The organism is Nonomuraea sp. NPDC048881 (genome assembly GCF_040649795.1).
Taxonomy (GTDB): domain Bacteria; phylum Actinomycetota; class Actinomycetes; order Streptosporangiales; family Streptosporangiaceae; genus Nonomuraea.
On sequence record NZ_JBEZGC010000001.1, the window covers coordinates 496,673 to 516,808 of the forward strand.

Here is a 20,136-nt window from a genome sequence, read left to right on the forward strand (position 1 = left end):
GAACCGCCCGAAGGGGCCCTCACTCGCCGCTGGCGCGGGTGAGGGCTCCGTCGTGGGCGACGACCCGGGCGGCGGCCGGGGCCGACAGCGGGGGCACCGCCGTGGCGTACTGGTGGACCTCGGTCAGCTTGAGGCTGCGGCGCACCGACGAGGTCGAGATGGCCCAGCTCGCCTCCGGCGGCACCGGGATGATGTAGGTGTTGTTGGCGACGGTGCGGGTCGAGGTGTTGCGCGACAGCGAGTACTGGATCAGCGCGCCGCCGTCGGCCGTGCGCAGCGCGTAGACCGGCCAGTTGTCGGCGCTGAAGATCGAGTCGTAGCTGAACCCGTCCTTCTTGGCCGTCTCGCGGTCGGTGGCGATCTGCTTGGCCACCTCCGTCGTGTACGGCCCGTCGGCGAGCAGGCCCGCCGTCACCCCGGCCGACCCGGTCTCGGCCACGCTGGCGTGCACCGGGCCCATGTACTGGGGGCTGATCGTGACGGTCTTGTCGTCGGGCGTCAGGGCCGTGGCGTAGCCGTCGGCGTCGAGCCGCACCCGGGGCAGCTCCTGGCCCGGCAGCAGCTGCGCGGCCGAGCTGAGCAGCCAGTCGTCGCCGCTCTTGGCGAACGTCAGCAGCGTCGGCTGCCCGTTGCGCGTGGCCAGCGCGCTGAACCAGGGCGCCCGCTCGCCCTGGGCGAACCTGGGCACGTAGAGGGTGGGCGAGCCCCAGGCGTAGCGCGGCGGGCGGTCGCCGGTGGACTCGAAGGCGGCCTGCGTGAGCGCCAGCTGCCCGCCGGCGACCAGGTCGGTGTCGAGGAAGAGCCGCCCCGTCACGGGGCTCTCCACGCGCAGCACGTCGTCGGTGGGCAGGATCTCGGCGACCGCCTCGGCCGCCTCCTGACGCGTGACGGCGGGCGGCGGCGCGCTGGGCGAAGGGCTCGCCGCGCCGGTGGCGCCCGCCTTTCCCTGGGTCACCGCCGGGGACGTCTGAGCAGGGCCTGTGCACGCGGTCGCCGCGGCCAGCACGCCGACGGCGAGCGCCAGCATCTTCCCCCGACCGTATGCACGCACCTCGCCATGTTATTCGTGCACGCGAGGGTCGCGTACCCTAGGGAGACGTGGCAGGCATCGATCCGGCAGAAGAGATCAACGAGCTCGCGAACACGCTCCGCAGCATCCAGGACGTGCTCGACCTCGACGCGATGCGCAAGCAGATCGAGGAGCTGGAGCAGCAGGTTGCCGCCCCAGACCTGTGGGACGACCCCGAGCAGGCGCAGAAGGTCACGAGCAAGCTCTCCCATCTCCAGGGCGAGCTCAACCGCGTCGAGGGCGTCGCGCGCCGTCTCGACGACCTGAAGGTGCTCTACGAGCTCGCGGCCGAGGAAGGCGACGACGACACGCGTCTCGAGGCCGACAAGGAGCTGGAGTCACTCAAGACCGACATCGGCGCCCTTGAGGTGCGCACGCTCCTGTCGGGCGAGTACGACGCCCGCGAGGCGCTCGTCACCATCAACTCCCAGGCCGGTGGCGTCGACGCCGCCGACTGGGCGGAGATGCTGCTGCGCATGTACCTGCGGTGGGCCGAGCGCAAGGGCTACTCCACCGAGGTCTACGACACCTCCTACGCGGAGGAGGCCGGCATCAAGTCGGCCACGTTCACCATCAAGGCCCCCTACGCCTACGGCACGCTGCGCGGCGAGCACGGCACCCACCGGCTGGTCCGCATCAGCCCGTTCGACAACCAGGGCCGCCGCCAGACCTCGTTCGCGGGCGTCGACATCGTGCCGGTCGTCGAGCAGACCGACCACATCGACATCAACGAAGACGACCTGCGGGTCGACGTCTACCGGTCCTCGGGCCCCGGCGGCCAGGGCGTCAACACCACCGACTCGGCGGTGCGCATCACCCACCTGCCCACCGGCATCGTGGTCTCCTGCCAGAACGAGCGCTCCCAGCTCCAGAACCGCGCCTCGGCCATGAACGTGCTCCAGGCCAAGCTGCTGGAGCGCAAGCGGCAGGAGGAGGCGGAGAAGATGTCGGAGCTGCGTGGCGCGACCACCACGTCGTGGGGCACGCAGATCCGCAACTACGTGCTGCACCCGTACCAGATCGTGAAGGACCTGCGTACGGGCACCGAGGCGGGCAACCCGTCGGCGGTGCTCGACGGCGACCTCGACGGGTTCATCGAGTCGGAGATCCGCTGGATGCGCAGGGCGGAGTCAGGCACCGACTAGGTGCCTGAGCACCAGCGTCGCGAAGAGCAGCACGAGGAGCAGGACGACGACGAGGGCGGGTGACAGTCCGGCGAAGCCGTGATTGTGCATCCGCTCCCTGTTGGCTCGGCAGAGGGGGCAGCGGCCCTCGATCACGGGGTGGGCGCACTGCGCGCATACGAGGTGTTCACAACTCATGACAGCCCCAAGTCTAGCCGCACAATCGTTTTGTTTCCGTTATGGACGTTCCATGCCAGTCTTCCCCCTAGACTGTCGTCTGGCCAATCGGAACGTCGATCATCAGTAAAGACGGCGCCCCCGATCGGCCGGCGGCGGGAAATGGGCATGTGCCACCCTCGCTTCCGTCCTGACCCCTAGACTGGCATGCCGTGATGCTCTCGTGATCCATTTCGATAATGTCACCAAGGTCTACGCGAACCAGAACCGGCCCGCTCTCGACCACGTCTCCGTCGACGTGGACAAGGGCGAGTTCGTGTTCCTCGTCGGCCCTTCGGGGTCAGGCAAGTCCACGTTCCTGCGTCTGGTCCTGAAGGAGGAGCGGCCCAACTCCGGGGCGATCCACGTCGCCGGCAAGGATCTGGCCCGCCTCTCCAACTTCAAGGTGCCCCACCTGCGCCGCCGCATCGGCTGCGTCTTCCAGGACTTCAGGTTGCTCCCGAACAAGAACGTCTACGAGAACGTGGCGTTCGCCCTAGAGGTGATCGGCAAGCCCAGGCGGTTCATCCGCAAGGTCGTGCCCGAGGTCATCGAGCTGGTCGGCCTGGAGGGCAAGGCCCATCGCATGCCCGACGAGCTGTCCGGCGGCGAGCAGCAGCGTGTCGCCATGGCCCGCGCGTTCGTCAACCGGCCGATGATCCTGCTGGCCGACGAGCCCACGGGCAACATCGACCCCGCGACGAGCATCGGCATCATGAAGGTGCTCGACCGCATCAACCGAACTGGCACCACGGTCGTCATGGCCACGCACGACGCGGCCATCGTGGACTCCATGCGCAAACGCGTCGTCGAGCTGGAGGACGGGAAGATCGTCCGTGACCAGTCGCGTGGCGTGTACGGCCAGGCGTACTGACAGGGAGCGGCAGACACAACATGCGGGCGAACTTCATCTTCTCCGAGGTCTGGATCGGCCTCCGTCGCAACCTGACCATGACGATCGCGGTCGTCATCACCGTGGCAGTCGGCATGGCGATGCTGGGCGTCGGCCTGATGATCAACGCCCAGGTCTCCATGCTCAAGTCCTTCTGGTTCGACAAGGTCGAGATCTCGGTCTTCCTGTGCACCAAGGGCACCGCGATCCCCGAGTGCAACGGCAAGGCCGTCACGCCGGCCCAGACGAAGGCGTTGAAGACCCGCCTTGAGAGCCTCCAGGGCGTCAAGGAGGTCTTCTACGAGGACCAGAGCACGGCGTACGAGAACTTCAAGACGGCCTACCAGGCCAGCCCGACGCTCGTCCAGGCCACCAGGGTCGAGGACATGCCGCAGTCGTTCCGCGTGAAGCTGGTCGACCCCGACAACTACCAACCGGTGATCGACGCCGTGAAGGGCCAGCCGGGCGTGTCCCAGGTGATGGACCACAAGCAGCTCATCGGCAAGTTCTTCGACCTGCTCGACAAGCTGTCCTTCTACGCGCTGGCCGTCGCCATCGTGCTGGTGCTGGCCGCGGCGTTGCTGATCGGCAACACGGTGCGATTGTCGGCGTTCAACCGGCGCCGGGAGACGGGGATCATGCGCCTGGTGGGCGCCTCGAACCTCTACATCCAGCTGCCGTTCGTCATGGAAGGCGTGATCGCCGGTCTGATCGGCGGCGTCTTCGCGGCCATCATCCTGATCGTGACGAAGGTCCTGCTGTTCGAGGAGATCGCCGGCTACTTCGGCAGCGGCATGGCCCAGCTCGGCTGGGACGCGGTGGCCCAGACCATCACGCTCACCATGGCCATCGGCGTCGTGATCTGTGTGCTGGCCTCGTTCGTGACGCTCCGCCGATACCTCAGGGTGTGAGGAATCGCCGGTAAGGTCGAAGCATGCCACGTGAGACCGGGCGGAAGGTCATCGCCCAGAACAAGCGGGCCCGGCACGACTACCACCTTGAGGACACCTTCGAGGCGGGGCTCGTGCTCCAGGGCACGGAGGTGAAGTCGCTCCGCGAGGGCCGCGCCTCGCTCGTCGACGGCTACGCCAGCATCGACGACGGCGAAGCGTGGCTGCTCAACGTGCACATTCCCGAATACATGCAGGGCACGTGGACCAACCACGCCGCCAAGCGCAAGCGAAAGTTGCTGCTGCACCGCAAGGAGATCGAGAAGCTGGCCGCCATGACCAAGGAGGGCGGCCTCACGATCGTCCCCACGGTCCTGTACTTCCAGGACGGCCGGGCCAAGGTCGAGATCGCCGTCGCCCGGGGCAAGAAGGACTGGGACAAGCGGCAGTCGCTGGCCGAGCAGCAGGCCAAGCGGGAGATGGCGCGGGCCCTGCGGCACCGCAACCGATGAGAGCGGCGGCACTCTAACCGATGACACGCGCGCGCCGCACCCTTGCCGCGACCGTCACCCTGGCGGTCGCGAGCATGACGCTGACCGGCTGCTTCGAGGAGTCCTCGCCGCACGACGCGGTGCGCGACTTCCTCGTGGGCTGGCAGTCCGAGGACTACGCCCTGGCCGCGGGCCGCACCGACGGCGACCCCGCCAAGGTGGGCAAGGCCCTGGCCAACGCCAAGCTGGAGCTCGACGCGGCCTCGTTCCGCTTCAAGATCAAGAGCGTGAGCGTGAACGGCGAGGAGTCCAAGGCCGACTTCCGCGCCGAGGTCGACCTGGGGGAGAACACCCCGCTCTGGGCGTACGACGGCTCGCTGCCGCTGCACCTGGTCGACGGCAGGTGGAAGGTGCGCTGGTCGCCGTCGGTGCTGCATCCGCAGCTCAAGGAGGGCCAGCGGTTCGCGGTCGAGACCAACCCCAAGCCGCGCCAGCCGGTGGTCGACCGAGCCGACGACCCCCTGCAGAACGAGCTCTACGTCTACGTCGTGGGCGTGGTGCCGTCCGCGCTGGGCGACCGGGCCGAGGACGTCGTGGCCAAGCTGTCGGCGATCACCGGCTACGCCCAGGACCGGCTGCTGAGCCGGATCAGGTCCTCGCCGCCCGACAAGTTCGTGCCGCTGGTCACGTTCGGGCGCTCGCGTTACCTGTCGATGAAGTCGAAGCTGGCCGGCATCTCCGGCATCCAGACCGACCCGCAGCCGCAGCCCATCGACCCGGCCGCCCCCAAGCAGATCGTCGGCAAGGTCAGCGCGCTCACCCCCGAGGACGAGCAGAAGCTCGGCGGCCCCCAGCGGGCCGGCGACTCGATCGGCCAGAGCGGCCTGCAACAGGCGTACCAGGACTATCTGACCGGCTCCACCGAGACCAAGGTGATCACCCTCGATCTCAAGACCGGCCGGCAGGTGGCCAAACTGAAGGAGTGGCTGGGCCGCCAGAACGTCTCGGTCAAGACCACGATCGACAGCCGCGCCCAGGCGGCGGCCGAGCGGGCGGTGGCCGAGACGGCCACCAGCGCGCTGGTGGCCGTCCAGCGTGACACCGGCGAGATCCTCGCGGTCGGCACCAGCGGGCTCAACCAGGAGAAGGACGCGCTGGCGGGCAGGTTCCCCGCGGGCACGGCCTTCTCGATCGTGGCGGCCGACGCGCTGATCAAGAGCGGCGTCAGCACCAAGCAGCGGCTGGCCTGCCCGGCCGAGCGCACGGTGGGCGGCGCCAAGTTCGTGCACACCAGCCAGACCGCCGGGGTCACGTCGTCGGCCACGTTCCAGGACAACTTCGCCAAGGGCTGCGTGACCGCGCTGGCCTCGCTGGCCCGCCGGGCCAGCGCCGGCGGCCTGGCCGCGAGCGCCAAGGCGTTCGGCATCGGCCAGCCGTGGCGGCTGCCGCTGAAGTCGTTCAGCGGGGCGATGCCCGAACTGTCCAGCGACGCCGACAAGGCCAGGGCCATCGCGGGCCAGACCGTCGAGGTCAGCCCGCTGTCGATGGCGCTGGTCGCGGCGGCCGTGGGGTCGGGCACCTGGCGGCCGCCGGTGCTCGTGACCTCGCCCACGTCGCCCGATCCGGCGGCGGAGGTCGTCCCGGCCAAGCAGCCGGACGCCGTCCCGATGGATCCGAAGGTGCGCACCGCGCTGACCGCGATGATGCGCGCCGGGGCGGTCGGCAGCCCCGCGCAGGCGGGCCGGGGCAGGGTCTACGGCGTGCGCGCGACGGCGGGCACCCAGGACAAGCCCATGACCTGGTTCGTCGGCTGGCAGGGGGACGTGGCGATCGCCGTCCTGGCCAAGAACTACGACGCGGCGGCCGTCGCGGGCAGCTTCTTCTCGGGCCTTCGTGACTCTGCGTGAAAATCTTGTGACGGCGAGCAACCGTTCCTGGTCGTGGCTGCGTCTTACTGAATGACTGGGCCCGCTCGGGGGGTTGCGGACTCAGTCGCCGTGATGAGATCAGGACTTCATCTCGGGGGAAGTCCTGCCGTCCGGACCGGCTCGACCCTGCCGGTCGGCCCCCGGGAGCGCGTGCTGCTGTGCCACGCTCCCGGGGGTTTCGCCATGCTGGAATTAAGTTGGCGTTGGGGGCGTTGTCCCCTGTAGATTCAGTGTTGCTCGCCTCTGCGTGATGATCAGCCTGAGGCGTGTTGACAACTGCACAGGGGGTGACTGGCTTCGACTTCGATCTTGCAAGCCAGGTGAAGCGGGCCGAGGACTGCGGACATAACCTCGTTAATCCTGTGACCGCAAAACAATAAGTGCCAATTCCAAGCGCACTGAGGTCGGCCAGGGTTCCCTGGCCCTCGCTGCCTAAGTAGCGAAACCTCTGTCAGCCCGGGAGTGCCTTCGGCCCGGTGTCTGGCATCGTTAGAAGGCTCAACCGATCGACCCGGCCACGGGGGAGATCGGGAAATCAAACAGTGGCTGAGCCCGTCGGCGACTCGCCTGCGTGATCGCCGGGGCTGAGAAAAGCACAGCAGGCTGCGCCCGGAGAAGCCCTGACTTGGGATTGAAGGACGCGGGTTCGATTCCCGCCACCTCCACGTGATCAAAAAGCCTCCGACCCGCCGACTAACCTCGGCGGGTCGGAGGCTTTTCGCTGTCCGGAAGACGTGCGCATCCGAGCTCAGAACGTGCGCAGCCAGCGGCGGAGGCGGTCGAGGGGGGTGCGCGGCTCCAGCGGGGGCAGCAGGCGGCGCAGCTCGGCGTCGGTGGCCGGGCGGGCGTCGAGCGCGGCCCGGCGCAACGGCTCCGCGTCCACCCGCAGGCCGCCGAGCACCTGGACGGTCACCGTGCCGCGGCGCACCGCGTAACCGTGCGTGTCCTCTCGGCGGACATAGGTGAGGCCGGAGCCGACGGGGGTGCACTTCTGGGCGAGATAGCACAAGTCGTCGTCGGCCTGGCTCACGGACAACGTGATGTGGACGCTCTGGCCGCCGTTGCCGGTGTGGTCGGAGGGCATATAGACCAGGCCCGCCGGGATGCCCATGAGCTGTGGGGTGTAGCCCGGGACGCGGGCCGCGTAGTAGTCGCCGGTCTGTTCCTGGTCGCCCAGATCGCGGGCGGTGGCCGGGCGCAGGCTCCGGGCGGCCGACCGGAGCAGGTCGCGGGGGACGGCGGTGCTGCCCACCACCGTGACGTACCGGCGGCCCACCCGCACCTGGTAGCCGTGCTCGACCGGGCCCTGCCGGTGGACCAGGCCGCCGGGCTCGGCCGTGCAGGATCCGGTCGGCAGGTCGGCGTCCTGCGCGGTGGGCTGGCCGCACACGGCCGCGCCCGGCAGGAGCCGGTCGTAGGCGACGATCCTGACGAACCGGTCGGGCGGGATGGCGGCCGGGTCCGCCGGAGTGAAGCCGGAGCCGCCCAGCCCGCCGCCGTAGTCCCGGCCGTCGGGCCGGTAGCCGGGGACGGCGACCACGTACGCGGTCTCCCGGTGGAGGTCGCCCGCCGCCAGGCGTGCCTCCAGGTCGTCCGGCGGCTCCTGGCGCAGCACGGCCACGCCCGCCCCCAGAAGCGCCACGCTCAGCCCGAGCGCGACGCCCTTGTGGCGCCACCCGCGCAGCAGCGTCCCGGCCACGAGGGCGTACGGAACGCCGCCGAGCACGGCCGTCAGCAGCAGGTCGCGGCTCACCCCGAGGCCGGCGACGTCGGTCACCACCCAGCCGAGGGCCCAGCCGGCGGTTCCCAGGCCCAGCACCAGCAGCGCCCACAGGAGCCGGCCGCCGCGCGTCGCGCCGAGCACGGACACGCCGCGGGTGGCCCTGATCACGATGACCAGGTAGCCGAGCAGGGCCGCCACGCCCAGTGCGGCGGCGGCGAGGGCCACCGCCTCGTCGCCGGCGAACAGCACGGCCAGCAGGACCAGCCACGCCGTCGGCAGGAAGACCGATCCGGCCGCCCAGGCGGCGACGAGCTGGGCCAGGACCAGCAGCGGCCGCGACGCGACCCCGCCGGGTGGACGGTCGGGCCCGCTGTCCGTCAGCCTTTGCCGCTGCTTCTGACGACCGCCGGGCGGCGCGGGTTCGGTCAACGGGACGGTTCGAGGATCGTCTTGATGTGCTGGTTGCGCATGTTGATGAGGTGGGTCATGTGGCGGCGCAGGACCAGCAGCTCGGCCAGGCGGCCCAGGGGGCCGGCGGGGGCGGAGAAGTCGACGACGTCGGTCATGAGGGTGGCGCCCGCGTGCGGAGCCGCCTCGAAGCGGTGTTCGTGCCGCCAGTGGCGGAACGGCCCGGACACCTGCTCGTCCACGAAGTACGCGGGCCGTTCCCAGGCGCTGATCGTGGAGGTCATCCGCCAGGTGAGGCCGAAGTGCCGGGCCTGCCAGGTGACCTGGTCGCCGAGGCCGAGCAGGCCCGTGGTGACCCCCGCGACGGCGCGTTCCGACGAGCCGGCCATGGACGCGGTGTGGGTCTCGACCGACAGCGACGTGTCGAAGAGCACCTCGGGGGGAGCGAAGACCAGGGTCACGGTCTCGAAACGCGCCATGGCGGCATCTTAGGGATCCCCGTGGGCGCGGGGCCGAGGGGGTCGGGCTAGTGGGCGCAGCCGGCGTACTCGTCGAGGCGGCGGAACATGGCGGCCAGCATGAGCGGGAACATCGCGACGTGCGCGACGAGCATCAGGACGCCGCCGTCGATGACGCCGAGCCAGAGCAGCGGATAGAGCGGCACGATCGGGACGAACATCGCCGCGCACATCTCCAGCGTCGCCGGCCAGCGGTGGCCGCGGAAGCGCATCCACACGGCCATGCCCACCGACATGTCGAAGGCCATGATCAGGTACGCGAGCTCGGGCGACGCGTCGTGGGAGACGGAGAGGCCGACGGCCGACTGGAGGGCGCCGAGCGCGAACATGCCGACGAACATGGCGACGATCATCTCCACGTAGTGGAGGGCGAACTTCGACCAGCGGCGTCCGGTCGCGGAGGGGGTCGCGGGTGCGGGGGGCGTCGGTGTCATGGCTCCGACTGTGGCCGGGTGGGGGGACGGGGACGAGGGGCGAAGCCGTACATGTCTGGAAACTTGGGTTCTTGGTCTTCCGGACCTACAGTCGTGCCATGGAGTACCGGCGGGTCGTGGTCGTCGCCTACGAGGCGGCCGAGCTGCTCGACATCGCGTGCGTCAGCTCGACGCTGGAGAACGCGAACTGGCACGGCGCCTCACCGTACTACCAGGTACGGCTGGCCACCCCCGGCGGTCATCCCGTGACCACCGCCGGCGCGCTGGTGCTGCAGGCCCAGCTCACGCTGGAGCGGATCACCGGGCCGCTCGACACGCTCATCGTCTCCGGCGGCACCGGCCACGTGGACGCCGCGGCGAACCCGCTGGTCGTCGGCCATGTCCGCAGGTTGGCGCGGGAGAGCAGGCGGGTCGCGTCGGTGTGCACCGGCGCGTACGTGCTGGCCGCCGCGGGACTGCTCGACGGCAGGCGAGCCACCACCCACTGGCGGGAGGCGGCCGACATGGCCGCCCGCTACCCGCGCGTCACCGTGGACCCGGCCCCGATCTTCGTCCGCGACGGCGAGGTGGCCACGTCCGCGGGGGTCACCGCCGCGCTCGACCTCACGCTCGCCCTGGTCGAGGAGGACAACGGCGCCGAACTGGCCAGGACGGTGGCCCGCGGCATGGTCACCTACCTGCAACGGCCGGGCAACCAGGCCCAGATGAGCATGTTCGTCAGCCCTCCGGCGCCCGCCGACGGCCTGGTCAGGCGGATCGTCGAGCACATCTGCGCGAACCTGGCCGCCGACCTCACCGCGGCCACGCTGGCCGCCGCGGCGGGCGTCAGCGAACGCCATCTCACCCGGCTGTTCCTCCGGCATCTGGGGCAGACGCCGGGCAGGTTCGTGCGGCGGGCCCGTACCGAGGGGGCGGCTCAGCTGCTGGCCTCGACCTCGTTGCCCATGTCCGCGATCGCCGTACGGTGCGGGTTCGGGACGGCCGAGACGCTGCGCCAGGCGTTCGTGGACCGGTACGGCATCCCGCCGTCCCGTTATCGGCTGACCCAGTCGTCCGCGACCGGCTGATCGCCATTTATCCCGCCCGAAATGGGCAATCCGGGCTAGGGTGTCTGACTTGAGCCTTTTCTGAGCATTAAGGTGATCAGCAGATGCGAAAGACGATCGTGCTCATCGGGGCGGCCGTCGTCCTGACAGGGTGTGGCATGTCGCCCGGCGGGCAGCCGCAGACCGCCGCCAAGGAGGCGACCACCACCGCCCCAGCGCCGCCGCGGACCGCGCCCGCGCAGACGGCGCCGCCGCAGGGGGACGTGGTCATCGCCACCCGTGAGGCCAAGGTCGGCTCCGGCGACCAGTACGGCAAGGCCCGCGTCGAGATCACCGCCCTGCTGCGCCAGGGTAGAACCGCCACCCTCAACTGGACGATCACCGCCGTCGAGGGCAAGGTCAACGTGCACAACGGCCTGGGCGGCGGCGGCTTCGACTACACGGTCTCCAACGTCTCCCTGATCGACCCGGTGAACGCCAAGCGTTACCGGGTCGCCCGCAACGGCACCGCCGCCGACGCCACCTGCGTGTGCTCCGGCACGCAGGGCCAGTTCCTGGAGGCGGGGGAGTCCAGCACGCTGTACGCGGTCTTCGCCGCGCCGCCACCGGAGGTCACGAAGGTCAACGTCGAGATGCCGATGCTGGGCGTGCTCACCGATGTTCCGCTCTCTTAGCCTGGCGCTGGCCCTCGTGCTGACGCCCACGCCGGTCCCGGTCCCGTCCGACGCCGCCGGCCCGGTGGAGGATCTGGTGCTGCCGGTCGAGGACATCGTCGGCGAGGTCGAGTCCATGGACGGCGCCCAGAGCGAGACCAGGCAGGGCCGCGAGGTGACGGTCGCGCTGACCAGCGACGTGCTGTTCGCGCTGGACAAGTGGCGGCTCACGCCCAAGGCCAGGAAACGGCTGGCGGACGTGGCCGCGAAGGTCGAGGCGGAGGGCGCGGGCGGCGTCGTCAGGATCGAGGGGCACACCGACGACCAGGGGAGCGACGCGTACAACCTGGCGTTGTCGCGGCGGCGGGCGCAGGCCGTGCGCGCGGCCCTGGAGAGCCTGCTCGGCGGCGGGAACGTGAGCCTCCAGGCCGCCGGATACGGCGAGAGGCGGCCCAAGCTGCCCAACCTGGTCGAGGGCAAGCCGGTGGAACGGAACCGGGCGAAGAACCGGCGCGTGGAGATCGTCTTCACGGCCCGGCAGTGAGGGGCCGGCCCGGCTGACGGATCGGCCGGGCAGTGAGGGATCGGCCCGGCAGGGACACACCGGCCCGGCGCTGGCACAGCGGCCGGGTCGGGCCGTCACTCCGCCTTGAGCTCGCCGAGGGTGACCGTGACGGTCTGGGTGCCGCCGTCGGGGCGCAGGACCTCCACCTTGACCTGGTCGCCGGGCTTGAAGGCGGTGATCTCCTCCGACAGCGCGGCCATGGTCGTGGTCTTCTTGCCGTTGATCGAGAGGATCACGTCACCGGCCCGGATCCCGGCCTTCTCCGCGCCCCCGCCCTTCTCCACGCTCGCCACGCCCACACCGCTCGGCTGCCCGGTGGCGCCGATGACCGTGCTGCCGCGGATGCCGAGCGCGGCCCGGTGACTGTTGGTGACCTTGCCGTTCTTCACGATCTGGGCCGCGATGTCGGTGGCCGTGTTGCTCGGGATCGCGAACCCGATGCCGGGCGCGGCCCCGCCGCCGAGCTGAGGGTCGGTGGCGGCGAGGGTCGGGATGCCGATGACCTCGCCGGCCAGGTTCACCAGCGCGCCGCCGCTGTTGCCGGGGTTGATCGCGGCGGAGGTCTGGATCGCGCCGCTGATGGTGGCGCCCGGCGACTCGGGGCTCTGGGGCTCGCTGACGGTACGGCCGAGCGCCGAGACGATCCCGTTCGTGACGCTGCCCGACAGGCCCAGCGGGTTGCCCATCGCCAGGACGATCTGGCCCACCCGCAGCTTGCCCGAGTCGCCGAACCTGGCCGGGCGCAGCCCGTCGGGCCGATCGACCTTGATCACCGCCAGGTCGCCGGCGCCGAACGCCTTGACCAGCTTGGCCGGGCGGGGCGCGCCGCCGGTGGCGATCGTGACGTTCATCTCGGTCGCCTCGCCGACCACGTGGGCGTTGGTGACGATGTGGCCCGCCGTGTCGTAGACGATGCCGGAGCCGAGGCCCACCTTGGTGTTGATCTGCACGATCGACGGCAGGACGTCCGTGATGACCCGCTCGTACGCGCTCTCCAGCGACTGCGGCGCGCTCCCCGGCGCCTGTTCGCCGGCGGTCGGCGAGCCCGGCGTGGTCGTGGCCGGGCTCGCGGTGGCCGTGGAGGTGGACGCCGGGATCGACGGGGACCGCCCGCAGGCGGCCAGCAGTACGACGGCTGTCAGTCCGGCGACGATCTCCCTCATGGGGAGATGTCTGCCCAGCTCAGCGGGAAAGATACGCCTCCCGGACGTCCCGTCTGCTGAGTTTGCCCGTGGGGGTGCGCGGCAGCGACTCGCGGTACTCGATCACCCGCGGGTGTTTCATCCGGGCCAGCCGGGGCGCGCAGTGCCGCAGCAGCTCCGCGGTCAGCTCCGCGCCGCCCGTCACGCCCGGCACGGGCTGGACCAGCGCCACGACCTTGTGCCCCCACTCGGCGTCGGGCACGCCGATCACCGCCACGTCGGCCACCGACGGATGTTCGAGCAGCGCGGCCTCGATCTCGGCGGGGTAGATGTTGACGCCGCCCGAGATGATCAGGTCGGTCCTGCGGTCCAGCAGGAACAGGTAGCCGTCGGCGTCGAGGTAGCCGATGTCGCCGGGGGTGTAGGCGGCGCCGCGCATGGCCGAGGCGGTCTTGCCGGGGTCGCCGTGGTACTCGAAGCGGTTGATGCCGCCGATGTAGACCGTCCCGGGTTGGCCGGGGGCCGCCTCGTGGCCGTCGTCGCCGATGATCGTGAAGGCCATGCCGTCGAGCGCCCTGCCGACCGTGCCCGGCCGTTCCAGCCACTCCTGGGACGACACCATCGTCGCCACCGCGGCCTCCGTCGAGCCGTAGTACTCCCACAGGACGGGACCGAGCCAGTCGATCATCGCCTGCTTGGTGGCGGGCGGGCAGGGGGCGGCGCCGTGGTAGAGGTGGGTGAGGGAGGACAGGTCGTAGGTCTTCCGGTCCGGCACGGCGAGCAGCCGGTGGAACATCGTGGGCACCATGAACGCGTTCGTCACCCGGTGCCGCTCGATCAGCGCCAGCGCCTCGGCGGCGTCGAACCGTTCCGGCGCCACGATCGAGTGGCCGAACTGCAGCGCCATCATCGCCTGGCCGTAGGGGGCCGAGTGGTAGAGCTGCGAGCACACCAGGTGCACCCCGTCGGACGGCAGGCCGAAGTGCCGCCAGCTCTTGCGCATCAGGATGGGGTAGAGGTCCTCGGGCGTGAGGTCGAGCAGCCGGCGGCGCACGCCCTTGGGGCGTCCCGTGGTGCCGGAGGTGTAGAGCATCATGGAGCCGGCCCGGCGGTGCTCGGGCGCGGTGTCCGGCCGGCCGTCGGCCAGGTCGGCGACCGTGAGCGCGCCGGGGGAGACGACGACGTCGGCGCCGCAGTCGGCGACGATGTAGTCGATCTCCTCGGCCGTGTAGTGCCAGTTGACCGGCACCAGGTAGGCGCCGATCTGGTAGGTGGCCAGCATCATGGTGAGGGCGTCGAGCCCGTTCTTCAGCACGGTCACCACGGCGCCGCCCGGCCGGACGCCACGCGCGACCAGGCCGTGGGAGGCTCTGTTGGCGCGGGCGAGCAGCTCGCCGTAGGTCGCGCCGTCGTCGCCGAGCAGGGCGGGACGGTCCGGGTCGGCGGCTGCGATCTCGTAGAAACCCCTCATGTCCGCAGACCATACAGAATTAGATTCTGCTGGGGGAATAGAGGAATTATCCTGCTCTTCGGTGACGTAACCTCAAGGCCATGGCGGACGTCGGCGACGAGAGATCAGCACAGGACACCCAACCTTTTCGCAAGGTCGTTGTTCCGCCTGCCGAGCAAGTCGTGCCGCCTGCGGAGCAGACGGTCAAGATCCCGCGTCCGCCGCGGCCGGGTGCGTCCCAGCCGGTACGGCCGACTCCTCAGCCGCCGTCCGGCCCGCAGTCTCCGTCCGGCCCGCAGCCGCGTCCCTATCCCGGGCCGCCCTCGGGTCCGCAGGTGCGGCCGCAGCCTCCGTCCGGCCCGCAGGGAGGCCCGCCGCTCCCGCCGCAGTCTCCGGGGGGGAACCAGCAGTTCCAAGGCGCCGGCCGGCAGGGCCCGGGCCCGGGGGTCGCGCAAGGGCCAGGACAAGGGGCGGGGCAAGGGCTCGCACAAGGACCGGGGCCAGGGCCTGCGCAAGGGCCTGGGCCTGCGCAAGGGCCGGGGCAGGTGCACGCGCAAGGGCAGGGGCAGCGGCCAGGGCCGGGGAGGGCGTCGCAGCATCAGCCCGTGCAGGTGTGGCCGCCGGGAGCGCCCAGGTCGCCCCAGCCCCAGCCCCAGCCTCAGCGCCAGCCGGGCGCCGTCGGTCCTGTGACGCCGCTCGTCACCAAGCCGCACAAGCGTGGCATCGGGGACATCCCCATCCGCGCGATCTATCTCGCGGGCGCCATCCTCGTCACCGTCACGGCGGTGTTGCTGATCTTCGTCGTGTTCTCCGGCGACGTGCCCACGACCGGCGACCCCGCCGGGACGACGGTCTCCGTCGCCCCCGTGCCGGCCGCGACCGCCACCCCGACCGCCTCCCCGACCCCCAGCGAGACGCCGGTCGCGCTCCCCTCGGTGCCGGCGAGCAAGGCGTTCCCCACGCTGCCGGGCAAGGCGTCCGTGGTGAGCGGGATCATCTCCGACAAGACGAGCGGCATCAGCTACCCGCGCCTGGCCGCGCCCTGGGACGCCAAGTCGTTCGCGCCGTTCACCGTCGCCCAGCGCATCGGCAAGGTGGCGGTGCCGCACACCGTGATCGCCTCGGCCATGTTCCCCGGCGACGCCCCGGAGAAGAAGCCCTCCAAGGACGCCGACTACCGCGAGATGGCCGTCCGCGCGGCCCGCTGGGCGCTGCGCACGCAGTATCCGGCGGGCGCCGAGCTGACCTCCTGGACCGGGTCCGCGAAGGTGCCGGTCGGCAAGGGCTGGTCGCTGGGCTACAAGGTCACCTACGTCTCGGGCGGCAAGAGCGAGACCGCCCAGGCCGTGGTGACGGTCGTCGAGGTGGGCAAGACCAAGCCGGCGATGCTGCTGGCCTCTATTCCCGAGAAGAACAAGGCGCGATGGGCTGATTTGAACACACTCGTCCAGCAGGTGCGGCCCCTCTAGGCCAGAAGCATGCTCTAGAATATGGTTCTGGGCATCGGGCACTGACTTTGACCTGGCTGGAGGATGAGCAATGGCGATCGGATTGAGCGAGGAGCACGAGGCGCTCCGCGACTCGGTGAGCGGCTGGGCCGAGCGGAACATCCCCTCGGAGCTGCTGCGATCCGGGTCGGACGAACGTCCGCCCTTCTGGCCGGGCCTGGCCGAGCAGGGGCTGCTCGGCCTGCACCTGCCCGAGGAGTCCGGCGGCTCGGGCTACGGGCTGCTGGAGGCGGCCGTCGCCGTCGAGGCGCTGGCCGAGAAGCTCGCCCCTGGCCCGTACGTGCCGACCGTGCTGGCCAGTGCGGTCATCCACGCCTCCAAGCGGCACGACCTGCTCGAAGCCCTCGCCGACGGCACGCTGACGGGCGCCGTCGCGCTGTCCGGCTCGCTCACCGGCTCCCGTGCCGACGACGGCTCGCTGGTCGTGTCCGGCACGGCCGACCCGGTGCTGGCCGGCTCGCTGGCCGACGTGCTGGTGCTGCCGGTGACCACGTCCGAGGGCGAGGAGTGGATCGCCGTCGACGCCTCGGCCGTCACCGTCACGCCGGTCCGGTCGCTCGACCTGACCCGGCCGGTGGCCAAGGTGGAGCTGTCGGAGGCGCGCGTGCCCGCCGAGCGTGTGCTCGACGGCGTGGAGAGCCCCGACGTGCTCAACCTGGCCGCGATCCTGCTCGGCGCCGAGGCCGCGGGGCTGGCGTCCTGGTGCGTCACGGCCGCCGCCGCCTACGCCAAGGTACGCGAGCAGTTCGGCCGCCCGATCGGCCAGTTCCAGGGCATCAAGCACAAGATCTCCCGGATGCTCGTCGCCCTTGAGCAGGCCCGCGCCACCGTCTGGGACGCCACCAGGGCCGAGGGCCGCGAGCTGGAGTACGCCGCCGCCGTCGCCGGGGTGATGGCCCCCGACGCGGCCGTCCAGTGCGCCAAGGACGCGATCCAGACGTTCGGCGGCATCGGCTACACCTTCGAGCACGACGTGCACCTCTACTACCGGCGCGCCCTCACCCTGCGCGCCCTGCTCGGCTCGTCGGCCGAGTGGGCCGCCTCGGTGACCGCGCTCGCCCTGCAGGGCGTCGGCCGGGAGATGGAGATCGACCTGCCCGAGGGCGCCGAGGAGCTGCGCGAGGGCATCCGTGCGGAGATCGCCGAGATCGCCCGCCTTGAGGGCCAGGAGCAGAAGCGGGCGCTCGCCGACCGCGGGTTCGTCATGCCCCACCTGCCCAGGCCGTGGGGCCGCGCGGCCAAGCCGCTGGAGCAGGTGCTCATCGCCCAGGAGCTCAAGGCCGCCAAGGTCAGGCTGCCCGCGATGATCATCGGCGCCTGGGTGGTGCCGTCCATCGCCGTGTACGGCACGCCCGAGCAGCAGGAACGTTTCCTGCCCAAGACGCTCAGCGGCGAGATGATCTGGTGCCAGCTCTTCTCCGAGCCGGGCGCCGGGTCCGACCTGGCCTCGCTGCAGATGAAGGCGGAGAAGGTCGAGGGCGGCTGGCGGCTCAACGGCCAGAAGATCTGGACGTCGGTCGCGCACGTGGCCGAATGGGGCATCTGCATCGCCCGCAACTCCTCCGAGGGCACCAAGCACGAGGGCATCACGTACTTCCTGGTGGACATGAAGGCGCCCGGCGTCACGGTCCGGCCGCTGACCGAGATGACCGGCGAGAACCTGTTCAACGAGGTCTTCCTCGACGACGTCTTCGTCCCGGACGACCTGGTCGTGGGCGAGGTCGGCGACGGCTGGAAGGTCGCCCGCAACACGCTGTCCAACGAGCGCGTCTCGCTGTCGTCCGGATCGGGCGGCACCGGCGCGTCCGTGCCCGACCTGCTCGGGCTGATCGGCCGGCTCGGGCGCGAGCTCACGCCGGCCGAGGAGCAGGAGGTGGCCGGGGTCGTGTGCGAGGGGCACTCGATCAACGCGCTGTCGCTGCGGGTCACGCTCAAGCAGCTGGCCGGGAACGAGCCGGGCGCCGACGCGTCCGTACGGAAGCTGCTGTCCACCTCGCACGCCCAGCACGTCTCCGAGACGGCCGTCGGCCTGCTCGGCGCCCAGGCCGTGGTGGCCGCCGACATGAAGCTCGGCGACGCCGGCTACTGGAACCGGGCGGTGCTCGCGACCAGGGCCATGACCATCTACGGCGGCACCACCGAGGTGCAGCTCAACATCATCGGCGAGCGCATGCTGGGCCTGCCCCGGGACCCCGAGCCCGGTAAGTAACACATGTGAGGCGTCGGCGGCTAATCTCCCTTGTGCCCGGACTGCCGGTCCTGGCACGAGGGAGAGGCGGTGTCACGGTGCTCGAAGGCCGTGCGGGCCGCTGGGGGCCGGCGGTGCTGGGGCTGGGGCTGGCGGTGCTGGCGCTCGGCCCGGCGCTGGGCTGGGGGCTGGTGCTCCGGTACGACCTGCTCTTCGTGCCCGATCCGCCCCTGTGGCCCGACCGCGGTGGTTTCCCCCGGGCGGTGCCCAGCGACCTGGTCGTGGCGCTGCTGTCCAGGGCGATGCCCGTGGAGATCGTGCAGAAGGCGGCCCTGGTCGCCGTGTTCGTGCTGGCCGCGACCGGGGCGGCGGCGCTGGTTCCGCCGGAGCGCAGGCTCGCCCGGCTCGTGGCCGCCGCGTTCTACGCCTGGAACCTCTACCTCGCCCAGCGGCTCATGCTCGGCCAGTGGGCCCTGCTCCTGGGCGTGGCCGGGCTTCCGTGGGCGATCCGCGCGCTCACGCGGGAGACCTCCGGAGGGTTCGCGCGGTTCGGGCGGCTGGGGGTGGCCTTGCTGCCGGCGGCGGTGGGTGGGTTCCAGGCGATGCTGGTGTCCTGGCTCACCCTGATGCCGATCGCCGTCGCCCGGCGCAGGGTGCCGGTCGCCGCCGGGGTGCTGGTCGCGTACAGCCTGCCGTGGGCGGTGCCCGCGCTCGGCTCGGGCGCGGTGACCGACCCGGCGGGCGTGGACGCGTTCGCGGCCCGCGCCGACGGGCCCTTCGGCGTGCTGGGCAGCCTGCTCTCGCTCGGCGGCATCTGGAACGCCGAGGCCGGGCTGCCGGGCCAGGAGGCGTGGTGGACGGCGACCGCCCGGCTCCTCCTGGTCCTCGCCGGCCTGTACGGCTACGCCCGCCTCCGCGCGGCCCCCGAACGGCCCGCCTGGTGGGGCGGCCTGGCGGTGGCGGCGGCCGCCGGGTTCTGCGTCGCCGGGCTGGGCGCGTTCCAGCCGGGACGCGAGGCGCTCAAGTGGCTCATCGCCCTGTGGCCGGGGTTCGGGCCGCTGCGCGACGGCCAGGCATACCTGGCTCCGCTGGCCCTGCTGACGGCGGTCGGCCTGGCCTCGGTCCTGCGGTCGGGCGCGCTCGCGCTGGTCGGGGTGCTGGCCCCGGTGCTGGCGATGCCGACGTTCGCGCTGGGCGCGTTCGGCCGGCTGGAGGCGGTGACGTACCCGGCGGAATGGACGGCGGTCCAGCGGATCGTGGACGGCGACCCCGCGCCGGGCCCGCTGGTGTCGCTGCCGTGGGGCGCCCACCGGGCCTTCGCCTGGAACGGCGGCCGCGTGGTGCTCGACCCGGCGACCAAGCTGTTCCGGCGCCGGGTGCTCTGGGACGACACGTTGCTCGTCGGCCTGCCCGGCGGCGGCCGGCTGCGGGTGCGCGGCGAGGACCCGCTGAACCGCCTGACCGGCGACCTGCTGGTCGCCGGCGCCTACGGCGACCTGCCCGCCAGGTATCTCCTCATGGCCGCGGGCGAGAACGGGTTCCCGTCCGCGCCGCCCGGCTGGAGAACGGTTTTCGACGGCGAAGAGCTGCGCTTGCTGCGGCGTTGACCGGCTGTTTCATGATGTACCGGAGGGTAACTTGCTTTATCACGGTTTGACCAATGTTATGGATTCAAGACGAAACACGTTCTAGTCTCGGCACACCGCGTCACCGGAAGGAAGGGAGAGCTTCGTGTTGCGACTTCTCGTGGCCCTGGCGATAGGAGCCCTGCTGGCGGTCGGAGCCTCCGTCGCGGTGGTCAACGTGGCCTCACCGTCGCTCACCCCGCCCAACCAGCCGCTCTACAACTACGGCACCAGGTGATCCATCCCGCTTGACGCGGGGCCATACA

Annotated in this window: 18 protein-coding genes and 1 other RNA gene; 13 read left to right on the plus strand and 6 right to left on the minus strand. The window is 71.1% G+C overall.

What is annotated here, in order from left to right:
- Positions 1-19: 19 nt before the first annotated feature.
- Positions 20-1,051, minus strand: a complete 1,032-nt coding sequence (locus AB0C33_RS02400; RefSeq protein WP_358282809.1) for a hypothetical protein — start codon at positions 1,049-1,051, stop codon at positions 20-22.
- Between the two features lie 47 nt (positions 1,052-1,098).
- Here AB0C33_RS02400 and prfB point away from each other — a divergent pair, with 47 nt between their 5' ends.
- The 6 genes from prfB to ssrA all read left to right on the plus strand — a co-directional run bounded on the left by prfB (position 1,099) and on the right by ssrA (position 7,278).
- Positions 1,099-2,214, plus strand: coding sequence for a peptide chain release factor 2 (prfB, locus tag AB0C33_RS02405; RefSeq protein ID WP_358282811.1), 1,116 nt, complete (start codon positions 1,099-1,101; stop codon positions 2,212-2,214).
- Between the two features lie 379 nt (positions 2,215-2,593).
- On the plus strand, positions 2,594-3,283 hold the full coding sequence (gene ftsE / locus AB0C33_RS02410; RefSeq protein ID WP_020541427.1) for a cell division ATP-binding protein FtsE: 690 nt from the start codon (positions 2,594-2,596) through the stop codon (positions 3,281-3,283).
- 20 nt (positions 3,284-3,303) lie between these two features.
- Entirely contained in the window at positions 3,304-4,212 is a 909-nt protein-coding gene (gene ftsX / locus AB0C33_RS02415) for a permease-like cell division protein FtsX (RefSeq protein ID WP_352321716.1), read from the plus strand.
- A gap of 23 nt (positions 4,213-4,235) precedes the next feature.
- Positions 4,236-4,703 (plus strand): SsrA-binding protein SmpB, encoded by a 468-nt coding sequence (gene smpB, locus AB0C33_RS02420; protein WP_352321717.1) that lies wholly within the window; start codon positions 4,236-4,238, stop codon positions 4,701-4,703.
- A 20-nt stretch (positions 4,704-4,723) separates the two neighbouring features.
- On the plus strand, positions 4,724-6,589 hold the full coding sequence (locus tag AB0C33_RS02425; protein ID WP_358282814.1) for a penicillin-binding transpeptidase domain-containing protein: 1,866 nt from the start codon (positions 4,724-4,726) through the stop codon (positions 6,587-6,589).
- Positions 6,590-6,893: 304 nt separating this feature from the next.
- Positions 6,894-7,278: a transfer-messenger RNA gene (gene ssrA / locus AB0C33_RS02430) on the plus strand.
- Positions 7,279-7,358: 80 nt separating this feature from the next.
- Here the strand turns inward: ssrA and AB0C33_RS02435 are convergent.
- The 3 genes from AB0C33_RS02435 to AB0C33_RS02445 are packed head-to-tail and all read right to left on the minus strand — an operon-like array spanning position 7,359 to position 9,693.
- The gene (locus AB0C33_RS02435) at positions 7,359-8,762 is read right to left on the minus strand and encodes a hypothetical protein (RefSeq protein WP_358282816.1); all 1,404 of its coding nucleotides are present in this window, start codon (positions 8,760-8,762) and stop codon (positions 7,359-7,361) included.
- Positions 8,759-9,220, minus strand: a complete 462-nt coding sequence (locus AB0C33_RS02440) for an SRPBCC family protein (RefSeq protein ID WP_358282818.1) — start codon at positions 9,218-9,220, stop codon at positions 8,759-8,761. The genes AB0C33_RS02435 and AB0C33_RS02440 overlap by 4 nt, the downstream gene beginning before the upstream one ends.
- Positions 9,221-9,267: 47 nt before the next feature.
- Positions 9,268-9,693 carry a hypothetical protein gene (locus AB0C33_RS02445; RefSeq protein WP_358282820.1) on the minus strand — a complete coding sequence of 142 codons (426 nt, stop codon included), beginning with the start codon at positions 9,691-9,693 and terminating at the stop codon, positions 9,268-9,270.
- 98 nt (positions 9,694-9,791) lie between these two features.
- Between AB0C33_RS02445 and AB0C33_RS02450 the strand changes: the two genes are divergently transcribed.
- The 3 genes from AB0C33_RS02450 to AB0C33_RS02460 all read left to right on the plus strand — a co-directional run bounded on the left by AB0C33_RS02450 (position 9,792) and on the right by AB0C33_RS02460 (position 11,936).
- On the plus strand, positions 9,792-10,760 hold the full coding sequence (locus tag AB0C33_RS02450; RefSeq protein ID WP_358282822.1) for a helix-turn-helix domain-containing protein: 969 nt from the start codon (positions 9,792-9,794) through the stop codon (positions 10,758-10,760).
- 83 nt (positions 10,761-10,843) lie between these two features.
- Positions 10,844-11,413 carry a lipoprotein gene (locus AB0C33_RS02455; RefSeq protein ID WP_358282824.1) on the plus strand — a complete coding sequence of 190 codons (570 nt, stop codon included), beginning with the start codon at positions 10,844-10,846 and terminating at the stop codon, positions 11,411-11,413.
- Positions 11,397-11,936 carry an OmpA family protein gene (locus AB0C33_RS02460; protein WP_358282826.1) on the plus strand — a complete coding sequence of 180 codons (540 nt, stop codon included), beginning with the start codon at positions 11,397-11,399 and terminating at the stop codon, positions 11,934-11,936. The genes AB0C33_RS02455 and AB0C33_RS02460 overlap by 17 nt, the downstream gene beginning before the upstream one ends.
- A 95-nt stretch (positions 11,937-12,031) precedes the next feature.
- Here AB0C33_RS02460 and AB0C33_RS02465 read toward each other — a convergent pair whose 3' ends face one another.
- A complete protein-coding gene (locus AB0C33_RS02465) occupies positions 12,032-13,120 on the minus strand; it encodes a trypsin-like peptidase domain-containing protein (protein WP_358282828.1) in 1,089 nt (362 codons plus the stop codon).
- A 19-nt stretch (positions 13,121-13,139) separates the two neighbouring features.
- Positions 13,140-14,570 carry an AMP-binding protein gene (locus AB0C33_RS02470; protein ID WP_358282830.1) on the minus strand — a complete coding sequence of 477 codons (1,431 nt, stop codon included), beginning with the start codon at positions 14,568-14,570 and terminating at the stop codon, positions 13,140-13,142.
- A 665-nt stretch (positions 14,571-15,235) separates the two neighbouring features.
- On the opposite strand from AB0C33_RS02470, the gene AB0C33_RS02475 reads away from it, so the two are divergent.
- The 4 genes from AB0C33_RS02475 to AB0C33_RS02490 all read left to right on the plus strand — a co-directional run bounded on the left by AB0C33_RS02475 (position 15,236) and on the right by AB0C33_RS02490 (position 20,108).
- Positions 15,236-16,018 (plus strand): hypothetical protein, encoded by a 783-nt coding sequence (locus AB0C33_RS02475; RefSeq protein ID WP_358282832.1) that lies wholly within the window; start codon positions 15,236-15,238, stop codon positions 16,016-16,018.
- Between the two features lie 70 nt (positions 16,019-16,088).
- The gene (locus tag AB0C33_RS02480; RefSeq protein ID WP_352349366.1) at positions 16,089-18,266 is read left to right on the plus strand and encodes an acyl-CoA dehydrogenase; all 2,178 of its coding nucleotides are present in this window, start codon (positions 16,089-16,091) and stop codon (positions 18,264-18,266) included.
- A gap of 77 nt (positions 18,267-18,343) precedes the next feature.
- Positions 18,344-19,852, plus strand: coding sequence for a hypothetical protein (locus AB0C33_RS02485; protein ID WP_358282834.1), 1,509 nt, complete (start codon positions 18,344-18,346; stop codon positions 19,850-19,852).
- A gap of 124 nt (positions 19,853-19,976) precedes the next feature.
- The gene (locus AB0C33_RS02490; RefSeq protein ID WP_260477562.1) at positions 19,977-20,108 is read left to right on the plus strand and encodes a hypothetical protein; all 132 of its coding nucleotides are present in this window, start codon (positions 19,977-19,979) and stop codon (positions 20,106-20,108) included.
- Positions 20,109-20,136: the final 28 nt, after the last annotated feature.

Bases quoted from the DNA above. Each gene is read 5' to 3' on its own strand.
- AB0C33_RS02445 (WP_358282820.1), bottom strand. From the start codon at position 9,693: ATGACACCGACGCCCCCCGCACCCGCGACCCCCTCCGCGACCGGACGC.
- AB0C33_RS02455 (WP_358282824.1), top strand. From the start codon at position 10,844: ATGCGAAAGACGATCGTGCTCATCGGGGCGGCCGTCGTCCTGACAGGG.
- AB0C33_RS02465 (WP_358282828.1), bottom strand. From the start codon at position 13,120: ATGAGGGAGATCGTCGCCGGACTGACAGCCGTCGTACTGCTGGCCGCC.
- smpB (WP_352321717.1), top strand. From the start codon at position 4,236: ATGCCACGTGAGACCGGGCGGAAGGTCATCGCCCAGAACAAGCGGGCC.
- AB0C33_RS02425 (WP_358282814.1), top strand. From the start codon at position 4,724: ATGACACGCGCGCGCCGCACCCTTGCCGCGACCGTCACCCTGGCGGTC.
- AB0C33_RS02480 (WP_352349366.1), top strand. From the start codon at position 16,089: ATGGCGATCGGATTGAGCGAGGAGCACGAGGCGCTCCGCGACTCGGTG.
- AB0C33_RS02440 (WP_358282818.1), bottom strand. From the start codon at position 9,220: ATGGCGCGTTTCGAGACCGTGACCCTGGTCTTCGCTCCCCCCGAGGTG.
- AB0C33_RS02460 (WP_358282826.1), top strand. From the start codon at position 11,397: ATGTTCCGCTCTCTTAGCCTGGCGCTGGCCCTCGTGCTGACGCCCACG.
- AB0C33_RS02450 (WP_358282822.1), top strand. From the start codon at position 9,792: ATGGAGTACCGGCGGGTCGTGGTCGTCGCCTACGAGGCGGCCGAGCTG.
- AB0C33_RS02470 (WP_358282830.1), bottom strand. From the start codon at position 14,570: ATGAGGGGTTTCTACGAGATCGCAGCCGCCGACCCGGACCGTCCCGCC.
- ftsX (WP_352321716.1), top strand. From the start codon at position 3,304: ATGCGGGCGAACTTCATCTTCTCCGAGGTCTGGATCGGCCTCCGTCGC.